This window comes from Chryseobacterium sp. CS2K3, from assembly GCF_059515185.1.
Window position 1 is genome coordinate 446,876 of the sequence record NZ_JCAKRW010000002.1, and the last position, 21,939, is coordinate 468,814.

Consider the following 21,939-nt stretch of genomic DNA (forward strand, 5'->3'; position numbering starts at 1 on the left):
AAATGTCTGAACCATATGTTCAGACATTTTTATTTATGGGAATTCGGAAACATGCTGCTATACGTTTCATTGCATGAAAATACCGTTTCACATACTTATTTTGCGGGATCAACTTAAGTTTTCTCGGCATGAACGGCATTTCCCATTACATTTACATCGGTAAACCTTAACAGGAAGCCTGAAAAGTTAGTTTAATTTATGATTTTAAGGAAACATTGATTAAGGATCAATAAAAATCTTTTTGTGCAACTTAATATTCCTTGTAGCCATTAATGGCTAAACTATACACTTAATCATGTTTGGGTAGGATTGGTATTGAGCCAATCCTATTTTTATTAAAAGAAAACCGTTGTAATCATACAACGGTTTAATATATTTTAAGCAAATAGTCTTATTTCAATTGATAAGAACTTCCATTCCAAAGATAGGTTTTTGAGGAACGCTTTTTCTTTTCTCTGTCTTTTTCATCTACTTCCATATCTTCTGCTTTAAGAATAAATGCATTGGGAATCCCTCCTTTATCATTAGGAAAAACATATTCTTCACTATGGTAATAGGCTCCGGCATCTCCTACATTCATCAACTGAGGAAGGGCAACTAATTTTTTATCTCTGAAAAGAGCATACTGATCATAGGCTGCAATTCCGCAAGCTTCACCGGAAACCATCGCTTTTAGGGTAAGTTCAACATTGTCTAATTTATGATTGCTTTCAATATTGAATGATGCAAAGCTCAGCTCTTCTCCTTTACCTGTATCGAAATAGACTTCATCAACCAATGTGTTTCCTTCCATCACTTTGATTCCTGCGATATTCTTCTTCTCAATTTCGTTCAGGGGTTTGGTCTTCTTCTCAATAGTTTTTGATAATCCGAAAAGGAAATCATAACCGTTTTTATTGCGATAACCTACACACAGATTTCCACCCCAAACATAACCTTCAGATAACAACTCTCCTTTCTGATAAGAAACTTTATACCAATTGGCTTTTCTTTCTCCAAGCTGTAACACCGGAACAGTTTCTTCTTTTTGAAGAATCATCACCTGTTGATTAGACTGTAATGAGTCTATGATCTGAGCATTTACTCCGGGTTCTTTTCTTACCCTTGTCCAGTCTGTGAAGATCTTTTGGGTTTTATTTTCTGTGAAATTAAAAACTCCGTCTGCATATACTTCATTTTCCTGCGCTGTAAGCAATTGCAGCATCAGTAGTAATAAAGCCGTCAATAAGGTTTTCATATTTGTATTTCGTTTTTTTATTTTTCAAGCAACAGACTCACCCATTCTTCTCTCTGTAACTGCTTCTTCAACGTAAGTCCACTTTCTTTACATACTTCCAGGATATCATCTACATCAAAGAAACAAAGTCCTGAAAGCAATAGTTTTCCTCCTTCATTCAACACGGAAACATAAGTCGGGATATCTGAAATCAAGATATTTCTGTTGATATTGGCTAAAATTATATCATAGCTTTCATTTCCTAAGTTGTCAGCAGTTCCCTGTTCGATATCAAGCTCAACATTATTTCTTACAGCATTTTCTTTTGAGTTTTCTACAGACCATTCATCAATATCAATTGCTTTGGTATCTCCTGCTCCCTGCTGTTTTGCATAGATCGCCAATACCGAAGTTCCACAACCCATATCCAAGACTTTCTTCCCATTGAAATCAATATCCATCATCTGCTGAATCATCAGGTGGGTAGTCGGGTGATGCCCTGTTCCGAATGACATTTTAGGCTGAATAATAATTTCATGCATTTCAGGTACCGATTCGTGAAATTCTGCTCTGATCAACACTTTATCATCAATATTGATGGGTGAAAAATTCTTTTCCCATTCTTCATTCCAGTTGATGTTCGGCATTTCTTCAAAAGAATACTCAATGTTTACGTTTTCATTTTCAAAGATTGGGAGTGCCTTCAGCTGATCTTCATTAAATAAATCAGTCTGGATATATCCTAAAATTCCGTGAATTTCTTCTGTAAAGCTGTCAAAACCTATTTCTATAAGCTCTGCCATTAATATCTCGTTCCAAGGTTGCAATGGAGTAATCTTGAAATTGAATTCTAAATAATTTTGCATGTGAATAATTTGCTGCAAAAATACTAATGTTATTATTGTTAAAAAAATGGATGGACAAGTTTTGGTGAATGTGAGAGCATTTTATTTTAATTCAGGAAGATGGATTTTGTTTTTTATGGATTATTTGTGATGCAGATTTTTTAAGTTTTGGCTGAAGCCAAATGATTGATGGGAAAATTTTAAGCGGGCTAAAGCCCGCTCTATTGAATTTTTGAATTTCTTTGTTCAGGACAGAGAAAATTTATTTTTTAAATTTAAAACATTAAACTCTACACCTTGAACATTTAATGTTTATGGATTTGTAGAGAAAATAGAACCATTGGCAATTAATGCTCTTCTGTTCATTTTAAGGATATCTCTTACCCATTCTGCGAAATCTTCAGGTTGTAGAACTTTGTCTGGATTTCCATCTGTAAGTCCGCCCTGGATGCTCATATCTGATGCAATGGTACTTGGTGTTAACGTAATAACACGGATATTCTGCTTTCTCCATTCTGCCATCATAGATTGGGATAAAGAAACTACGGCAGCTTTTGAAGCGGCATAAGCAGACATATTGGGTCCTCCTTTTAATCCGGCAGTAGAAGCTACGTTTACAATATCTCCTTCTCCTTTAGCTTTCATAAATGGGTGTACTGCTTTTGCGGCATAATACACTCCGAATAAGTTGGTTTTAATCACCTGCTCCCATGTTTCAGACGGCATATCTTCAATGCTTCCGAAATCACCGATTCCAGCATTATTTACAAGAATATCTACGCTGCCTAATTTTTCAGCTAAGCTTTCAATTCCTGTTTTTACAGCTGCTTCATCATCGATGGTGAATACTGCATAAGCAGAATTTACTCCTAATTTCTGGATTTCGTCAACTGTATTTTTAAGATTTTCTTCGTTTCTTCCTGTAATGGCAACGTTTACTCCTTCATTTGCCAAAGCTAGCGCTACGGCTTTACCTAATCCTCTTCCACCACCTGTTACAATGGCATTTTTTCCGTTTATATTCATAGTAGTAATACTTTTATACTACAAAGTTACGAAAGAACATTTTGATGGAATGGAAAGAAAGGATATTTAATAGTTTTTTAATGGTTTTCATTAAACCACAAAAGGCACAAAAGTTTAAAACACCTGAGTAAAATATAAGCTTTTATGCATGTTGCTGAAAAGGTCATTTAAGCTTTATGAAAATCGCAGATTGCCGTTTTATGTGGACTTTTATATATTCTTAAACATTAAAAATAATCTTTTGTGACTTTTGTGGTTCATTATTTTCAACCTCAGCAAAAAATAAAACCGGCTCATTATGAACCGGCTTCAAAATCTAAAAAAAGTATAGTAAAAAAATGAAAGCTTAGGGAATCTGGATGGTGTTCTGTGTTTCAAATTCTTCTGAAGCTGAAAACTGATTTCCATACATATCTGTGGCTCTAACCTCAACTTTATGTTTTCCAAGTGTCAGTTTTTTAGGAAAATCGGCTTCCCAGATATGCTTTGACATTTCAGGGTTGGAAGGTCTTCTTCCTTCAAGGATTTTTTCTGTTGTATCCCATTTGAAGACAGAAAGGGCAAAATTAGGGTCTATGGTTTCGTCGTATTCCATTTCCTCCCATTTTCCATTGTCTATTCTATATTCTACCTTGTCTTTTTTGCTTCCCATAAAGAAATTAGCCAGTATTTTTGCTGAGGTTTTTGACGGGAACGGAATTACTTTGGGAACATATAATTTAATCTGATAATCGTCCGGTTTTCCGGCGGTCTTATATTTTACTTTATACTGATTATCATTAAAGCTTATGAAAGAATATCCTTTTGCAGTACCGTCTCTCATCGTTGAGGTAGGTAGCCCTTCTTCGTTAGGAGTTCCGGAATACCAGTCTCCGCAGGTAGTACCAACGTTGTACTCATGCAATTCTTTTATACCGTTCCAGCCTTCTTTTTTCCCATAGAAAATCTGCTGCTGAATGTGAGTATGAGCTGATAAAAGCAGTACATCCTGGAAAGGATTCAGGAAATCGAATAATTTCTGGCGGTCTGCATTTCTGAAGCTGTCTTCATTCTTATGTTCCAACGGAATATGGAAAGAGATAACGATCAGTTTATTTTTATCTACCAGTTTCAGGTCATTTTCTATAAACTGAAGCTGATCTTCACGGAAACCACCCCAGTATCCTTTTCCGTCTCTTGGATCCGGGTAAAGAATATCATCAAGGATAAGGAAGTGAACATTTCCGTAATTAAAAGAGTAATTGGCAGGTCCAAAATTGGATTCAAAGGTTTCATCAGAAAGCTTGTCTTCTTTTGCATCATAATTCATGTCATGGTTTCCCATTACATTATACCAAGGTAATCCTACTTCTTTCATTACCTCTGCATAAGGTTTCTGTAAACTTAAGTTATCTCCAACAAGATCACCTAAACTTATTCCCAACACAGCATTTTTCTTTGTATTTCTAACTTCATTTACAATTCCTCTTTTGAAATAATCCAGTTCTTTTTCTGTGTAAGGCTGCGGATCTCCGAAAACCAGAATATCGAAGTTTTTATTTTCATTCTGTTTATATAACGGGAAATTTAATTCTTTGGGAAGATCGCCTGTAGGAGCTACTCCTTTGTATTTGAAATCTGCCGGAGAGCCTTTTGGTTTATGATGGTAATAAAATTGTGGAAGGTTATTGCTGTTCAAAGCAGTCTGATATCCCGAAGGCTTGATAACAAAAATAGCCTGATCTTCCTGAACCGGTAAACTGTAACGCCCGTTTTTATCAGTCAATACTACCTGAACACCATTGGAAACGGCAACTCCTTCTACTCCTTTTTCGCGGTTTTCTTTTTTTTGATTTTTATTGCTGTCTTCGAATACATATCCTGATACGGAAGTTTGCGAGAATGCCATTGCTGAAACCAGCATACACGGCATTAAAAGTTTTTTATTGATATTCATCTTTATTTTTTTATTGAATTTATTTACTCCACCACACTTTTACATTGATATTATCACCACCCATCTGCTGAACGGCATCCTGATAGTTTTCCGGATTTAAAACTCTTGAGTTAGGAGGATACATTAATCTTTGAGGGAGATTTCCGTCATTTAAAAGTCCTCCGTTATTCGGAAGTTCAGGGAATCCGGTTCTTCTTTTTTCAAACCATTGCTGCTGATCTACAAAGAAAAGTGCGATGTATTTCTGAAGCATAATCTTCTTCATTCCTCCTTCTCCGTATGCCACCACAGGATTATCGAAATAATTTGCAGGTACTACAGCTCCCCATTGTTCAAGAGAAGCTTTTACGCCATTTTCATAGTATGTTTTTGCGCTTCCCTGAATAATTCCTTTAAAAGCTAGCTCGGCAAGGGTAAACTGAAGCTCGGCATATGGATATACAAAAATTTTCAGAGGAGCTTTGGCAAGAGCCTGATTAAAATTGGATGGCTGAACATTAAATACTGTCCCAAAAGCATATCCTGAAGGTGCTCCAAAATATCCTATATTATTTCCTTTTAAATCTTTTGCCTGGGTAAAAAGCATAGGACCACGCGGATCATTATTAGCTTTCAAAGCATTTAAAAAGAATTCTGAAACGGCTCTGCCTGTTGTAAAATCCTGAAATCTTGCAATAGGGGGCATCAATGGGAAAATTCCTGTAATATCTACTTTTACTCCATCTGCATTACTTTGGAAAATCGGATAAACGGTTGGGTTATTCATGATCTCCTGAATTCTTTCTTTAGCATTTACTTCTCCGTCTCTGTTCAAAATCCTAGTTAAAAGTCTCAATGAAAGAGAATTACAGAATTTTTTCCAGTTAACAATTCCATTAACGTCTGTATCTGCTTTGAAGAATAAGTCTCCTCCGGTAAGGGTTTTATTGACGAAAAGAGAGTTGGCTGTTTTTAGATCGTTCAATAATTGGATATAAATATCTTTCTGCTTGTCAAACCTAGGCTTCATGATCATTCCGTCTAAGTTGGAAGCTTGTGAGAAGGGAATATCTCCGTAGGTATCTGTAAGATTAGAGTAGATCCATGCATTCAAGATCATTGAAATTGCCAGATAGTTTTTATCTCCTTCTGACGTCGCTGCTTTTTTAAGATCATCAACCTGTTTCAACCAGCGATAAGAGTTGTTCCAGAAACCATTTCCTGTATTTTCTGTTACGTAATAACGGCTTAATGAGTTTCCTTCATTTGGAAAATCCAGGGAGACCTGCATGATATCAAAGGTAAAATCGTTTGCTCTGTTGTATCCCACTGCTGCCATATTATACTGAATAGGTACGAGTAAAGCACTTGCTACAGGCTCGTTTATTCGGCTTGCGTCTTTATTGATCTCATCAAGATTTCTGTCACATGAAACAACACTGCTTACAAGCGTAAGAAATGAACATATATAGATTAGTTTTTTCATTATTCTGATTTTTTAGAATTTAACATTTAACTGAATTCCTACGGTTCTTGCCTGAGGTAACTGCCCCATTTCAACTCCCGGTACAATGGTAGAATCATCCAATGTAGCTGCTTCCGGATCGAATAGCGGGAACTTGGTCCACATCCAAAGGTTTCTTCCGAATAAAGCAAGGGTGATATCGGTAACTTTTAATGGCTCAACGATTGATTTTGGGAAAGAATAAGAGATTCTTGCGTCTCTCAGCTTAATGAATGAGGTATCAAATGAATTGGTTTCTACATTCGCTCTTCTGTAATAATCTCCATAATAGCTGGAAACAGAAACACCTTTTGTATTGGGTGAAAAGGTACCGTCAGGATTCTGAACAACTCCCTGCCCTACGATCAAACCACCCGGATTGTCTCTTCCTGCCAATGTATGGGTAAGTTTTCCCTGTTCGGACATTTTGTGATGGGAATGTGAATATGCCATTCCTTTATATTGTCCGTCAAAAGAGAAACTTAAGGTAATATTCTTATATCTGAATTCGTTCTGAAGCCCTGCTCTCCATTTCGGGTAGGCATTTCCTATTTTATTGATATCGGTTGATTTCATCGTCAGCCCATCTTTATCATAGACCACCTGCCCATCCGGCGAGTATACTAATCCTGCACCGTAAATATCTCCTAATGAACCTCCCACTACGGCATTATAAAACACCACGCTTCCTACACTTCCCATGGTATAAGGTTTTCCCTGGAATTCTTCAGGAAGGGAAAGGATTTTGTTTCTGTTCATAGACCAGTTGGCATTCACATTCCATGAGAAGTTTTTATTTTTGATCGGATAGGCGTTCAAAGTCATTTCAATTCCTCTGTTTCTTAGCTCACCTGCATTGATAATTCTCTTGTTGTAACCTGTTTCATATAACATCGGGATAATAACAGACTGGTCTTTAGAATTGTTCTGATACGCTGTAAAGTTGAATGTCAGTCTGTTTTTCAGGACTGTAAAATCCATACCTCCTTCAATATTGGTGATCATTTCGGGTCTGAGGTTCGGATTCTGAAATAATAAAGGGGATTCTACGGATCCTACAAATGAACTGTTTTCATAATATTTATCAAGCATGTATGTATAAGTATCATTTCCTACCTGGGACCATGATAACCTCAGCTTCCAGAAGTTTAATTGATCAGATTGTATCTTAAAGATATCAGAAAGAACAAAAGATGATGCTACAGATGGATAAAAATAAGATCTATTCTGGCTAGGTAAAGTACTGCTCCAGTCGTTTCTTGCCGTTACATCTAGGAATATCATGTCTTTATAGCTTAAGTTTGCTAATGCATAAACACTGTTTACCTGCTTATCGTTTGGTTTTGGCAGTTTATATTCTACCTGTATCGCATTGGAAAGCTGGTAAAGCCCTACTTTATTCAGCCCGTTGGCTCTGTAATCATTCATAGTGTATTCATGATATCTGATATTTCCTCCGGCAGAAGCTGTAAATCCAAGGTTTCCGAATTTATTTTTATAGGTAAATAGAACATCATTATTTAAATCCATATATCTGATATACTGTTCTCTATAAAAACCTTTTGCGTAGTTTGCAGAGCTCCACGGTCTTCTTTGGGTACGCAGTTCATTATTCCATTCCAGACCGGTCTTATAAACTACATCAAGATTTTTTGCCAGCTGATAGCTGATATTAATGTTTCCCGTAATTGTTTTTTTATTGGTCCCGTTCAGATTTTCATATGCAATCAGATAAGGGTTGTCGATATAAGAACTGAAGGGATGAACCTGCTCAAGCTGTTCCTGTCCTTTTTTCCAGATAGGTCTATACCACGCCAGATCTACATTCGGATTCTGGAAGATCATGAAATAAGAAATCGACTGGTTGTTGTAACCTGTTGCCGGAAGATTATCACTTTTAGTTTGGCTAAAGTTGATCTTGGTTCCTATTTTTAATCTGCTGCTTAATTTATGATCTAAGGACAATGCTGCACTGAATCTGTTGAAACCTGTATTAGGCATCATCCATTCATTTTTAAGATAGGTAAGTGAAGTTCTGAAAGCTGTTGTTTCATTGGAATGTTCTATCGCCAAACTGTTGGAATAATTGGAACCAACCTGCCAGAAATCTTTGATATTATTGGTATAAGGTCTCCAAAGCTGTCTTTCTGTACCTTGTGTTTCTATGTTTGGATCGTATTGAAAATAATACTGCCCGGCAAATTTAGGTCCGAAAGCGCTACTTGTAGAACCGGTATTGATTCCGTCAACTGAGTTTCCGTATGAATAGTAATAATTTCCGTTTTTGTCTTTCTGCTGGGTTCCCTGTCCGTATTCATACTGATAATCGGGCCATTTCAGCACGGTATCATAACTTGAGTATGAATTGAAGCTGATCTGAACTTTGCCTTTTTTAGTTTTTCCGGATTTTGTGGTGATCATGATTGCTCCCCTTGAACCTCTGGAACCATATAAAGCGGCGGCTGTAGGACCTTTTAGAATGGAAATGGACTCAATATCATCAGGGTTAATGCTATTGAAGCTGTCTCCGTAATCAATCGGTAAGTCACCTCCTGAACCAGCTCCGTATGCAGCGGTTCCGGTTCCGGTTTTGTTTCCACTTAAAGGAACACCGTCTACAACGATCAATGCGTCGTTATTTCCCATGTTCATTGAGATGTCTCCGCGGAGTGTGATACGGCTTGTACCCAATGGTCCCGCTCCTACAGTTTGAATTTTCAAACCAGCCACTTTTCCTTCTAAAGCCTGTGCCCAGTTATTGTTCTGAGTTCTCAGAATTTCTTCAGATTTTATAGTCTGGGTGGCATATCCTAATGATTTGTCCTGCCTTTTGATTCCCAAAGCAGTTACTACTACTTCGTCAAGTCTTTTGATTGTGTCTTTTTTAGCTTTCTGCTGAGCCGTCAGGTTGGCACTGAAAAATCCTAACAGCGACAAAACCAACAACTTTTGTGTCTCTTTACGCATTTCCTTTTTGTTTGCGCAAAATTAATCCGACATTATGAGTATGATTTTAACAACATTTTAACATTTATTAAATGTTTATTGAATAGTATATTAATTTATCCTTAATAACATTACACAAAACACTGATTAATAAACCTTTAAGCTATTAAGCGTTTTTAACATTATTTTAGAATTTTATTTACCTATATTTATTGTCTTTCTCTGAGATAATAAAATATAAAACACTATAAAACAACAGATTATACTTATATTAAATATCTTAAGCGCTATTTAACTGCTTACAATGGGGATTTCAATATAAAAAAACAGTCAGCCTCTATAAAGAGACAGACTGTTAATTATGCTTGTTGAAAAACCACCCCGTCAAAAATTCTTTGAATTTTTGCCACCCCTCCACAGGATGGGAATGTTTAGTCCTTTGCTTGTAATATAAGTGAAAATCGGGAAGTTTTACTCCTTAAATATCTTTCTATAGTACAAGTAGAAAACTTATTATAGCTTAGTAATAAAACTATTTACTTATTTTTCAGTTGTTCAGGAATATTGGTTGTAACGAATCCGATGCCTTGTTTTTTCAATTCATCATATACTGCTACGTCATTTACTGTCCATGAATTGGTGATAAGACCTAATGCTTTTGCTTCAGCAATCCATGTAGGATTTTTCTGGAAAACACTGTAATGATAGTCCATGCCATCTAATCCTTCTTTTCTGATCTGCTCCGGTGACAATTCTCCGTTCAGATACTGAACTTTGAATGCTGGTGCAATTTTCTTGATTTCTTTACAGATATTAAGGCTGAAAGAAATGAATTCACTTTGAGCTTCCAATTTCATATCCTTGATCATTTTGATGGTCTTCTGAGTGATTTCATTCTCTATTTCAGGTGTTTTAGCGGGTTTAATTTCTACAATCAGCTTTACGGAAGCATCTTTTTTACCCTGTTTCAGATAATCTTTTAAAGTAGGAAACTTTTCACCATTTGACAGCTTCAAAGCTTCTAATTCTTTGAATGATGTTTCTGAGATTTCCATTTTACCATGGTGTTCATCATGGTTAATTACCAATACTCCATCTTTGGTCATTCTCACGTCAAATTCAGAGCCATATACTTTAAGTTTCTGAGCATTTTCCAAAGATTTTATGGAATTTTCAGTGGTAGGAGGCTGCGCCTGGAAGTATCCTCTGTGGGCAATGATCTGGGTTTGTGCTTTCATCAAAACTGTACTTAAAACTGCTAACCCTAAGATAAAATTTTTCATAATATAAATTAAATAATTAAAACAAAGTCCTGAAACTTTTGATAAAGGTAGTTATTATAATTCATAGCTTCCAGGACATATAAAAAACAAAAACCACAAAAGAATTAAGATCTTTAATTGATTATTGACCTTTTCTTTTGTGGTTTAACATATTTACAACTGATTAAAAACTATATTTTGCTCCAATCTGAATCTGATATGGATTTCCTGAAAGAGGTGCTAAACCGCTGGTATTCTTAGCATATTCAAACTGTCTGGTATCCGGATTGAATTTTGTTATTCTGTACAGTGACATATTTCCGTAAGATTTATTCACGCCCCATTCTTTATTCAATAAATTAGCAACATTGAAGATATCTACAGATAATTCGAAGGCTCCAATTTTATCAAATTTAATTTTCTTAGCAACACGTACGTCCCAAACACCATAGAATCCGTTTTTACCGCCATTACGTTCTGCTATTTTATTATTATAATCGGTGATATAATCTTTCAAGGCTTTACCTACTTCCGGATCGTTCAATAACGGTTGGGTCAGGTTAGGGAAAATATAAGCAAGGTCATTAGAATCCACGAAATCTCCGTTAATATTTCCTCCTGCTGTTACAGAGAAACGTGTTCCTCCGATTCCTGAATATCTTAATCCTAAAGTGAATCCTGCAATCGTAGGCGAGTTACCGTAGATTACTACTTTATTACGGAACTGGTTGTCAGAATACGTCATTCTCAGGTTTCTAGGATCACTCTGGATCATCGTAGATAATGTTGCAGAATTGGCTACGTTTCCGTTATAAGAAGTATTGTCCTTAATATCGGACCATGTATAACTTGCCGTGATTTCTCCATCTTTCCAGTAACGGTAACTTGTGTCTACTACCCATGAAAACTGGTTTACTTTACCATCACTTACCAATTCCAGTACTCTTCCGAAATTATTATTAATTCTTCCTTTTTTCCAGTCAAAACTTACACTGTTTCCATTATTGGTAATGCTACCTGCCGGAACGAAAACTCCTCTTCCGCCTTCATTATCCAATGTGAAAAACGGATTTGCCTGCATATTACGGTCATAATAGTAATAATTGTTTCTTCCCAACGCCATATATCCTGCAATTCCTGCTCTGAATCTTTCATTGAAGAAGTGGGTATATGAGATATTGGCTTTGTATACAATTGGGATTTTAGCATCCTTACCTGTATAATTAATCGTAGGAATCTGATACTGAGACAGTGTAGGAATACTATTATAATCATTTCTATAATTATTGAAATCCGGGAACGGAACATCTTTAGCCGTTACATCCACTGTAGCAAGATGTTTTCCATCGAATACAAGATTATTAATGATCATATAATTGTTAATATCTGAAGAGAATACTCCGGCTCCAAACTTCAGGAAGTCCTTATTTTCTTCGTTGATATTCCATTCAAACTGGAATCTCGGCTGAATAACAAATGATTTGATCTTATTATCCGTTCTGATTCCCATCTCATCATATAATTTTTGATTGAATTCAGCCTTAGGATAACCGCCATAGTCTAATCTAATCCCCGCCATCAAATCAAGACCTTTTGCAATTTTAGTCTGGAACTGTCCGTACACCCCAAGGTTCCAGATATTAGATCGTACTGAAGGATCAGCCATTAAAGGAACTTCTCTGTAAAATCTGTAAGGAGTCATCTTGTCAAAATTTTCTATTCCCTGAAAATGGAATCTTCCGTTCACTTCACTTCCATAGATTGATTTTGCCGTGGTATACATTAAATCAGCACCAAAAGTATATTTTACCTTATCTGTATTGTAATACAAATTATCTACAATCTGGAATACATTATTTCTAAAGCTTTCCTGAGCAAAACGATGCCCTCCGATCTGAATACTGGTAGTTCCCAGCCCCGGTGTAGCAACACTTTCAACAATCGCTCTAGGAACCGGTCTTCCTAATTCATTGTTCTGGTAGCTATCCTGAAAAGTATATAAATACTGAGCCTTTAATTCATTCGTTAAATTCGGCTGCAAATTTGATCTTAAGGTTAATAATAAACTGTTGTCTAAGTTTTTATCATTCCCGTAAGACTCAAAGAAGTTGATACTTGTATTATCTCCTAATCCGTTTTTATTAAGGTCGTACGTGAAATTATTTCTTAAGGTCAATAAATGTTTTTCATTGATCTGCCAGTCTAAACGTACAAATGCAGCATCGGAATTTCTCACTTTATCAAAACTTCCAAATTGAGGACCGCTTCCTACCCCATATTTTGATCTTGCAATATCGAGAAATGTATTAAGGGTTTGTGTATTTATATTCAGTCTTTTCTCATCTTCAGGCGATTTGATATCAGCAATCAGTAAAGGTCTTGAATCCAACTGATGATCCCATGCTACGAAGAAGTGTAATTTATTCTTAATGATAGGTCCGCCTAATGAGAATCCGAACTGTGAAGTAGAGAAATCATTCTGTCTTTTATTTCCTCTGATATCGTATGGACTGGAAAGCCAGTTGGCTCTCAAATATTCCCATGCGCTTCCTGAGAATTTATTGGTTCCTGATTTTGTAACGGCACTTACAGTTCCACCACCGCTTCTTCCCAGTGTTACATCATATTGGTTGGTCGTAATTTTAAATTCACGTACAGCTTCAATTGAAATAGAGAAAGGAGCACCGCTTCGGCTGGTAGTAGCTCCGGCAGAAGTTGGGTTTTTAGCAGTCATCCCGTCTATCGTAAAGTTCGTAGAAGATCCAAGCTGCCCGGAAAGGTTTCCTCCTTTTCCACTCAAAGGTGAAAGCTCTGTAAGATTGGCGAAGTTTCGTCCGTTTACCGGAAGAATTCCGATATTCTTTGCAGAAATAGCGGTAGCTGCTCCAAGGTTACCGATCTTATTCTTCAGATTTCCTGTAATTTTCACTTCTTCAATGTGCTTTTCGCCATCATTTCCAAGATCCATATTTACCGTTACCTGATCACCGAAGTTTACATTGAATCCTTCTTTCTTATCTTCATTTACAATTACCGTATAAGGTCCTCCCAGCGGAATCTCTTTAAAGATATACTCTCCTTTTGAGTTTGTTTCCGTTTCTGTTCTGAATCCTGTAGATTCATTTACAATCGTAACTTTCACTTTTTCCTGAGCCGAACTTCCCGGTCCAGTCACTTTTCCTACGATGGAAGCCTGCGTGGTCTGTGCATAAGCCATTGTTCCAAGCCCTAAAAACAACAACCCCAGTACAATCTTTACTTTTCTCATTTCTTACAATTAGATGTGCAAAGGTATTCTGACTTTGGAAGCGGGCTATTTAAGGGAGTTTTAACATTTTTTTAATTAAATTAAAACGATATGTTAAATTACTTTAAACACTTATTTTATTTCTTACAGAACCAGAGTATTAAAGTGTGTTACGGATTTTTAATTTACCTGTAATATTTAATTGTATTATTTTATAAATGGAATTATTTTAAACCTTTTACCACAATTAAGTTTATTTATATAAGTTCAAAAAAGAATTCAATACAACGGAGAGTCTATAAAGGTGTTAACACTCAGCAGGAAAAATCCTGGATATATCATTGAATAAAATGGCTTTATAAAACATAAATAATAGAAAAGAAGCTCTTAAAACTCGGTTGTATTTCTTTCCTTTTAAAATTTTGATTCCGAATTCACGTTACTTTAGTTATTTTTGCTTAAAAGATATAAAACCGATGTCTGAAAACATTCAACAAAAAATAGAACAGCTCCGTAAGGAACTGCATCAGCATAACGAAAACTATTACCTTCTGGATACTCCTACCGTTACAGATTATGAATTTGATATGTTACTGGAGGAACTTCAGGATCTTGAAGCAAAGCACCCTGAATTCTATGATGAAAACTCTCCTACCATGCGTGTTGGGGGCGGAATTACAAAGGTCTTCCCTACAATTCAGCATAAATTCAGAATGTACTCTCTGGATAATTCCTACGATTTTGATGATCTGGAAGATTGGGAAAAAAGAATTATCAAAACCATTGACGAACCTGTAGAATTCGTTGCTGAGTTAAAGTATGACGGAGCCTCCATTTCTATTCTTTATGAAAACGGAAAACTTACTCAGGCGGTAACCCGTGGGGATGGTTTCCAAGGGGATGAGATTACACAGAATGTCCGTACTATTTCAGATATTCCTTTAACATTGAAAGGTGATTTCCCCACCCATTTCTTTATGCGTGGCGAAATTTATTTAACCAGAAAAAACTTTGATAAGCTTAATAAACTTCGTGAAGAGGAAGGTTTAGATCCATTCATGAACCCAAGAAATACAGCAAGCGGAAGTTTGAAGATGCAGGACAGTGCGGAAGTGAGAAAACGAGGACTTTCTTCTGTTTTATACCAGTTTATTTCTGAAGAAGTTCCTGCTGATACACATTGGGAACTGCTGCATAAAGCACAAGGCTGGGGGTTCAAAACGTCTCAACAGGCAAAACTTTGCAGAACGCTGGATGAGGTAAAGGAATTTATTACTTTCTGGGATACTGAACGTCATAATCTTCCTTTCGAAATTGACGGTATTGTTTTAAAAGTGAACTCTTTAAAGCAACAAAGGCAACTGGGATATACAGCAAAATCCCCACGTTGGGCAATGGCTTATAAATTCAAAGCAGAAAAGGTAGAAACTGAACTTCAGAGTGTTTCTTATCAGGTAGGAAGAACGGGAGCCATTACTCCGGTTGCCAATTTAAAACCTGTTTTATTGGCTGGAACTATTGTAAAAAGAGCATCTTTGCATAATGAAGATATCATCAAAAAGCTTGATCTTCATGACAATGATTTTGTATATGTAGAAAAAGGTGGTGAGATCATTCCAAAAATTGTTGGCGTAAATACGGATAAAAGAACCGATGAAAGCAGAGAAATAGAATACATCAAACACTGCCCTGAATGTGGAACCGAATTGGTGAAAATTGAAGATCAGGCAATCCATTTCTGCCCGAACGAACTTCACTGCCCGCCACAGGTTGTAGGAAGAATGATACACTATGTTTCCAGAAAAGCGCTGAACATTGAAAATCTGGGAAGCGAAACTATTGAGCAGCTTTACAGAGAAAAACTAATTGAAAATCCGGCTGATTTTTATGTTTTAAAGAAAGAACAGCTTCTTCCTTTGGAAAGAATGGCTGAGAAATCTGCCCAAAATATCATTACGGGAATTGAAAAATCCAAGGAAATTCCGTTTGAAAAAGTATTGTACGGAATCGGGATCAAGCATGTAGGAGAAACAGTAGCTAAGAAATTGGTAAAGAATTTCCCAACTATAGAAGAGCTTAAAAATGCTTCTGTAGAAGAACTTTGCCAGGTAGAAGATATTGGGGTTAAAATTGCAGTAAGCATCGTGGAATTTTTCAAGAATTCTGAAAATATCCTAATGATAGAACGTTTAAAATCGTATGGTGTACAGCTTGAAAAAGGAGAAAGCACCAATGAGGTTTTATCAAATGTTCTGGAAGCAAAAACCTTCTTATTTACAGGAAAACTATCATTATTTACAAGAGAGCAGGCGGAAGAAATGGTAGAGAAACATGGTGGAAAAAACATTTCTGCAGTATCTAAAAATCTGAACTATCTGGTAGTAGGTGAAAAAGCAGGAAGTAAACTGAAAAAAGCTCAGGACATCGGAACCATCACCATTCTGGATGAGCAACAGTTTCTGGATTTAATTGAAAATCAGTAACTCATTACGGATGATCAGGAATATAAAAAAGACTGCAGAACGTTCTGCAGTCTTTTTTATTTTCATTTTACGTTTATAGAATTACTTATTTGAAAACAAGAATACTGTAAGGTACACTTTGATTTTCTTTTGGAAGAACCATTCTTATATGTTGCTTTCCTTTATAATAATCTACATAAGGTTCTTTTGTAATGGTTTTACCTTTTTCTGTTTCCTTATATCCTCCTCTTCTTAAAGCCTCCATGTATTTGTTGTAATCATGTAAGTTATTGAATTCGAATTCAATTCTATTTTGAGATTTGTCTTTGATATATTCAAATTTGCTCAGCTTAAACTTGTAAGTAGGATGCTCATATTCATTTAATACGAAATCAGCACTTTGAGTCTTATCGCTAAGTTTAAAATTCATCTTTTTCACCTCATTCTGAAATTCCGTCATTCCCATTTTATTGTAACTTTCCAATGTTTCAATCACAAGACTCTGACCAAAAACCTGAGTGCTTAATGAGATAAAAAATAATAATGCTAATAAAGGTAAAGTTCTTCTCATTTTATAATTTTTAATTTAACAAATATAAAGAATAAGATACAAATAGATGCTAATTTTTTATTTTTATACGTCAATAACAACGATATTCTTATTTATTATAATTTTCCGTTCTATTTTATACTCGCTAAAAGAAAAAATATGAACAACCTTAACCTTTCTTATATTAAAAGATGAATTTTACGCAACCGGCAATCTGAAGAAGAAGGTGCTTCCATTATTCAAAGCGCTTTTCACTCCTATTTCTCCGTTTTGTTTTTCTATAAAATTCTTTGATATTGCTAAGCCAAGTCCGGTTCCATTTTGATGCTCTCCGGGAACCTGAAAATAACGGTCAAAAATCTGACGGTGATATTTTTCATCAATTCCACTTCCGGTATCTATAATACTGAACTGGATAAAGGAATCCTGTCTTTCTACCACAATTTGAATATTTTCATCCTGAAAAGAGTGTTTTACGGCATTGGTAAGGAAGTTATTCATTACCCAAACTGTTTTATCAAAATCTGCAGTTACAAAGTCAGTATCTTCCAAAAGATAGTCTGTATTTATTGAAATATTTTTCTGCTCTGCAAGCTTTTCTACGTTTTTCACTGCCGACTGTACTATTTCCTTGGGTGAACATTTTTCAACCGTTAATCTTATATTTCCGGATTCTACCTGCGAAAGATTAAGAAGTTCTCCTGTGATATCTAACAAACGCTGCCCGTCCTCATTGATGCTTTTCAATAATTCCTGCTGCTGTTCGTTCAACTCACCAAATTTTTGGTTTCCTAGTAACTGAACTCCCATTTTTATAGCAGAAATAGGGGTTTTAAGCTCATGGGAAATGGTGGCAATGAAATTGGTTTTGGCAAAATCAAGCTCTTTGAAAGGCGTAATATTTCTAAGCAGAATCACTTTACCAATGTATTTCTTTTCCTTCTCTCCTGTTTTTATAATGTTAATGGGAACAATATCCTGCTCAAAATAGTTTTCTTTATTATCACGAACAATCTTAATGGGATCTTTTACCGGATGATCTATATTTTTCAGTAATTCCCGCATCAAATCATTATTCACGGCTACTTCATGAGCTGTCTTGCCAATGATTTCCTCTTTGTGAAGATTGGTAATTTTTAAAGCTTCATCATTGATCATGTAGATAAAATGGTTTTCATCCAACCCGATCACGGCATCATGCATATTATTGACCAATGTTTCGATACGTTTTTTCTCCATCAATTGCTTGGAGAGATTACTGCTTTCGTATTCCTGAAGTTTTTCTGCCATTACGTTAAAAGATTCTGCAAGGCTGTTGAACTCTTCGCTTCCTTTAAAATGAACCCTTTCATTATAGTTTTTATTCGCAATCTGCCTGATACTGAACGTCAACTGGTCAATAGGTTCTGCAATGGTTTGAGGGAGATTGAAAAGTAGAATAAAAGCAATCAGAAAACAGACCGTTCCTAGACTGACGATCCAGAAGGTAGCATTACCAGCTGTAATGATGGCAATATCGCTCTTTCTTTCAATACCTTTCATATTCAAAGACATGATCCTTGCCAGATCTTCCCTGATAAGTTTTTCTTTATTCGTATTAGGTTCTTTTAAATAGCTGTTAAAATGCAGATTCAGGTTTTGGGTCGCTTCTTTTTCTCCAAATTCAGTAAGATTCTTTTCCTGCAATCTGTTATTCTTCTGAAAATCAGCAATAGCAACAGCGCTGTCTGTACTTATGTGATCCAGCGCAAGGAGCATGTTTTTAGAGAATTCAAGGCTGTTATAGTTTGCCGTAAGGATCTTTTCAGTATCGGATTTTAATTTATTGATATACACAGAACCTATCACTGATAGCAGAACGATCAGTAAAAATAATAGACCAACGCCTAATGTAAGTTTTGTTTTAAGTTTCATTTTATGATAAAATAATGATATCTATCTGTCTTTCATTCAGTCTGTTCATCAGCGTATAGATCCAGCTATATCCAAATATTCTTTGCCATAGCTTTGCATGTGGTTTTCCGATACAGACCGTGGTGATATTATGAGCAATTACATATTCCAGAATTCCATCATGAACGCTGTTTTCTTTGATCCGGACTACTTTGGCTCCCAATTCCTGTGCTAAATTAAAATTATTAATCAAATAGCGCTGCTTATCTAAGGCTATTTTTTCAGGATTTTCTGAGGGTTTCTGGATATATAAAACCGTCCAGGGGCTATTATAATAACTTGCCAGTCTTGCTGTTTTTCTGATGATTGTCTTCGCTATTTTTTCGTTACTGCTGATACAGGCAAGAAATTTTATGGGCTTAAAATTTTCGGTTTTAATCTCAGTTTCTACCTTTCTTTCCACATGGGTAGCAACTTCTTTTAAAGCCAGCTCACGAAGCTGCAGAATATGACCGCTTTGAAAAAAATTGCTGAGTGCCGTCTGGATCTTTTCCTTTTTATAAATCTTTCCTTCTTTTAACCGGGTTAGAAGTTCATCAGCAGTAAGGTCAATATTCACCACTTCATCGGCAAATGCGAGAATTTTATCGGGAACTCTTTCTGCAACTTCAACGCCTGTTATTTTCTTTACTTCTTCATTCAGGCTTTCAATATGCTGAATATTCATAGCACTGATAACGTTGATTCCGTTATCCAGGATTTCCAGAACATCCTGCCATCTTTTTTTATTTTTCGAGCCTTCTACATTGGTATGCGCTAATTCATCTACTAAAACAACTTCCGGATGTTCATTAATGATTGCCTGAAGATCCATTTCTTCCAGATTATTTCCTTTATAAAAGACTGATTTTCTTTCAATTACCGGAATTCCATCTACAAGAGCTACCGTTTCCTCCCGGTCATGGGTTTCTATATACCCAATCTTTACATCAATGCCATTTCGTAAAAGAGAATGAGCTTCCTGAAGCATGCGGAATGTTTTCCCGACACCTGCGCTCATCCCGATATAGATTTTAAATTTACCTTTCCGGGATTTCTGGATCAGTTCTAAAAAATGTTTTGCTGATGACATTGGTTTTATTCTTTTTAGTTTTATTTTTTCAAACATTCTGCTAACCTTTGAGTATTACTTTACAGGACAAGTTTTCACCTCAATCCAAAAGTTCAAGATTATAACATATTATTTTCATAAAACACTTTAGTTATTATAAGTTACGAATTATCAGCTTACTTAAGTGCCCTAAAGTGTTTATAATAAATACTTTTGTGATTATAAATTCTCTCTGTTTGTTTTTCTTTAAAACCAAACTGCCAGACTTGTTGCCACAAAGAAATTTCCCTGTTTCAATCCATCATTTTTCACAAAAATGGCATCTTTAGAAGTAAAACCTCTTGCTTCGGTACGTAAAATTACATTTTTAAGGATTGTGTAATCAACATTCAGAGAATATCCGAAAGTCTGAAATCCGTTTGGTGTTTTTGTACTGATAATGACACCATTTTTATCATTATAATATTCTAACCTTCCAGCCAATGCCCATTGGGAATCAATCTGATATTTTGCCTGTATGTTTGGGCTGTACCAGATATTATACTGTTCGCTTCCTGTTCTTTTCTGCTCTGCTCCGATATCAAACCCTAGTAAAGCTGAAAACTTTTCTGTCAGCTGAAAACTTCCATACAAATCATGGAAATAACGCATTTTTTTCTCTTCTTTCGTTTTATCATTCCCTATAAATGAACTGCTATTCAGGGTAATTTTATCACTAGGTTTATAAGTTAGCTGATGCCCAAAAGAAATACTTTGATTTCCTTCTGGTTTTGCAATGCGCTGCCAACCATTTAAAACCAACCCGCTTACTAACCATTTTCCACTATCTGAGGTATAAGAAATTTTTGCTCCGGTTTCAAAGTAAGGCGAATTTTCAGCGGCAAGACTTCGTGTAAGATTAATATTATCTTTTCCAATAGCACTTTCCCATCCGATATGTGAAGGCATAATCCCTGCATCAATCCATAAATTTTTATTTTTTGAAATTTTGATTCCCACATTTGCTTCATTGATGTATCGTAGAGCTCCCTGCTCTGCTGCCATATTATCCTGAGCGTAGGTTCCTCCCATCAGGGCTAGATTGGCGCGGAGATTTTCACTTTGATAATTTGCTTTAATAAGTCCAAGGTTAAGATTCAACTCATTATGTCTGTTGTATGTGTACAGGAAGTTCTGACGGAGATGGTTTCCCTGTTCATTAAAATCATAAGCATAAAAAAGTTCTGCATAGGCGGAAAAAGTAACTTTATTTCCTGTTTTTAATGAGTCTGATGATTGTGCTTTGGGAAAAAAGATTCCCAATAACATGCCTGTAATTATATATTTTTTCACGTTAGTTGTAGGATATTATCAACCATGTCAAGATTTTAAACCTTGACATGGTTAATCAAGGTTATTAGATTATTTTATTTGATCTAAAGCAATATTCAGCTTTAGCACATTGATTTTTGAAGGTCCGAAAAGCCCTAGAAAAGGTTTCTCCGTCTGATTTTTAATTAAAGTATTGATCTGCTCTTCAGAAACATTTCTCACTTTGGCAATTCTCTTAGCCTGATATAATGCTCCTTCTTCTGAAATATCGGGATCCAGCCCACTACCGCTTGCTGTAGCAAGTTCTACAGGTACTTTAGTATTTTTCATTTCAGGATTCTGTAATCTGAGAGTATCTATTCTTTTCTGTACGGTTTCCAGATATTCTTTATTACTGGGACCTTTATTGCTTCCTCCACTTCCTGCTGCATTATAATTTACTGAGGATGGGCGACCATGAAAATACTTTTCAGATTTAAATTCCTGACCGATATTGGCGTAGAATTTCTGTCCTTTATAATTAATAATCTCTGCATTTCCCTGGGTAGGCAATACTTTTGCTCCTGCATATACAATCACCAAATAAATTCCTACCAATGCCAACATTACAAGAGTTAATTTGAATGCTGAAACAATATGATTTTTCATTTT

14 protein-coding genes are annotated in these 21,939 nt (G+C 35.8%); 1 reads left to right on the plus strand and 13 read right to left on the minus strand.

Translation table 11 applies throughout. The features are described from left to right. Positions 1-391: 391 nt before the first annotated feature. The 8 genes from AC5YGG_RS05280 to AC5YGG_RS05315 all read right to left on the minus strand — a co-directional run bounded on the left by AC5YGG_RS05280 (position 392) and on the right by AC5YGG_RS05315 (position 13,982). On the minus strand, positions 392-1,237 hold the full coding sequence (locus AC5YGG_RS05280) for an SH3 domain-containing protein (RefSeq protein ID WP_496143412.1): 846 nt from the start codon (positions 1,235-1,237) through the stop codon (positions 392-394). Between the two features lie 17 nt (positions 1,238-1,254). Continuing rightward, the gene (prmA, locus tag AC5YGG_RS05285) at positions 1,255-2,082 is read right to left on the minus strand and encodes a 50S ribosomal protein L11 methyltransferase (RefSeq protein WP_496143413.1); all 828 of its coding nucleotides are present in this window, start codon (positions 2,080-2,082) and stop codon (positions 1,255-1,257) included. Between the two features lie 291 nt (positions 2,083-2,373). Beyond that, entirely contained in the window at positions 2,374-3,087 is a 714-nt protein-coding gene (locus tag AC5YGG_RS05290; RefSeq protein WP_496143414.1) for a 3-ketoacyl-ACP reductase, read from the minus strand. A gap of 346 nt (positions 3,088-3,433) precedes the next feature. Beyond that, positions 3,434-4,999 carry a calcineurin-like phosphoesterase C-terminal domain-containing protein gene (locus tag AC5YGG_RS05295; RefSeq protein WP_496143438.1) on the minus strand — a complete coding sequence of 522 codons (1,566 nt, stop codon included), beginning with the start codon at positions 4,997-4,999 and terminating at the stop codon, positions 3,434-3,436. Positions 5,000-5,042: 43 nt separating this feature from the next. Further along, positions 5,043-6,488, minus strand: coding sequence for a SusD/RagB family nutrient-binding outer membrane lipoprotein (locus tag AC5YGG_RS05300; protein ID WP_496143415.1), 1,446 nt, complete (start codon positions 6,486-6,488; stop codon positions 5,043-5,045). Positions 6,489-6,500: 12 nt separating this feature from the next. Beyond that, positions 6,501-9,473, minus strand: a complete 2,973-nt coding sequence (locus AC5YGG_RS05305; protein ID WP_496143417.1) for a SusC/RagA family TonB-linked outer membrane protein — start codon at positions 9,471-9,473, stop codon at positions 6,501-6,503. A 515-nt stretch (positions 9,474-9,988) separates the two neighbouring features. Further along, the gene (locus tag AC5YGG_RS05310) at positions 9,989-10,735 is read right to left on the minus strand and encodes a glycerophosphodiester phosphodiesterase family protein (protein WP_496143419.1); all 747 of its coding nucleotides are present in this window, start codon (positions 10,733-10,735) and stop codon (positions 9,989-9,991) included. Positions 10,736-10,898: 163 nt separating this feature from the next. After that, positions 10,899-13,982: a TonB-dependent receptor gene (locus AC5YGG_RS05315; protein ID WP_496143421.1), complete on the minus strand. Its 3,084-nt coding sequence runs from the start codon at positions 13,980-13,982 to the stop codon at positions 10,899-10,901. A 455-nt stretch (positions 13,983-14,437) separates the two neighbouring features. Between AC5YGG_RS05315 and ligA the strand changes: the two genes are divergently transcribed. Beyond that, positions 14,438-16,444: an NAD-dependent DNA ligase LigA gene (gene ligA / locus AC5YGG_RS05320; RefSeq protein ID WP_496143422.1), complete on the plus strand. Its 2,007-nt coding sequence runs from the start codon at positions 14,438-14,440 to the stop codon at positions 16,442-16,444. An 85-nt stretch (positions 16,445-16,529) separates the two neighbouring features. Here the strand turns inward: ligA and AC5YGG_RS05325 are convergent, their stop codons facing one another. From AC5YGG_RS05325 to kdpC, 5 genes are all read right to left on the minus strand, one after another. Continuing rightward, the gene (locus AC5YGG_RS05325; protein ID WP_496143423.1) at positions 16,530-16,994 is read right to left on the minus strand and encodes a hypothetical protein; all 465 of its coding nucleotides are present in this window, start codon (positions 16,992-16,994) and stop codon (positions 16,530-16,532) included. A gap of 177 nt (positions 16,995-17,171) precedes the next feature. Next, the gene (locus tag AC5YGG_RS05330) at positions 17,172-18,887 is read right to left on the minus strand and encodes an ATP-binding protein (RefSeq protein ID WP_496143424.1); all 1,716 of its coding nucleotides are present in this window, start codon (positions 18,885-18,887) and stop codon (positions 17,172-17,174) included. 1 nt (position 18,888) lies between these two features. Next, positions 18,889-19,998, minus strand: a complete 1,110-nt coding sequence (locus AC5YGG_RS05335; protein WP_496143425.1) for a sensor protein KdpD — start codon at positions 19,996-19,998, stop codon at positions 18,889-18,891. Between the two features lie 225 nt (positions 19,999-20,223). Further along, entirely contained in the window at positions 20,224-21,309 is a 1,086-nt protein-coding gene (locus tag AC5YGG_RS05340) for a porin (RefSeq protein WP_496143426.1), read from the minus strand. Between the two features lie 69 nt (positions 21,310-21,378). Then, a complete protein-coding gene (gene kdpC, locus AC5YGG_RS05345; RefSeq protein ID WP_496143428.1) occupies positions 21,379-21,936 on the minus strand; it encodes a K(+)-transporting ATPase subunit C in 558 nt (185 codons plus the stop codon). Positions 21,937-21,939 lie beyond the last annotated feature (3 nt).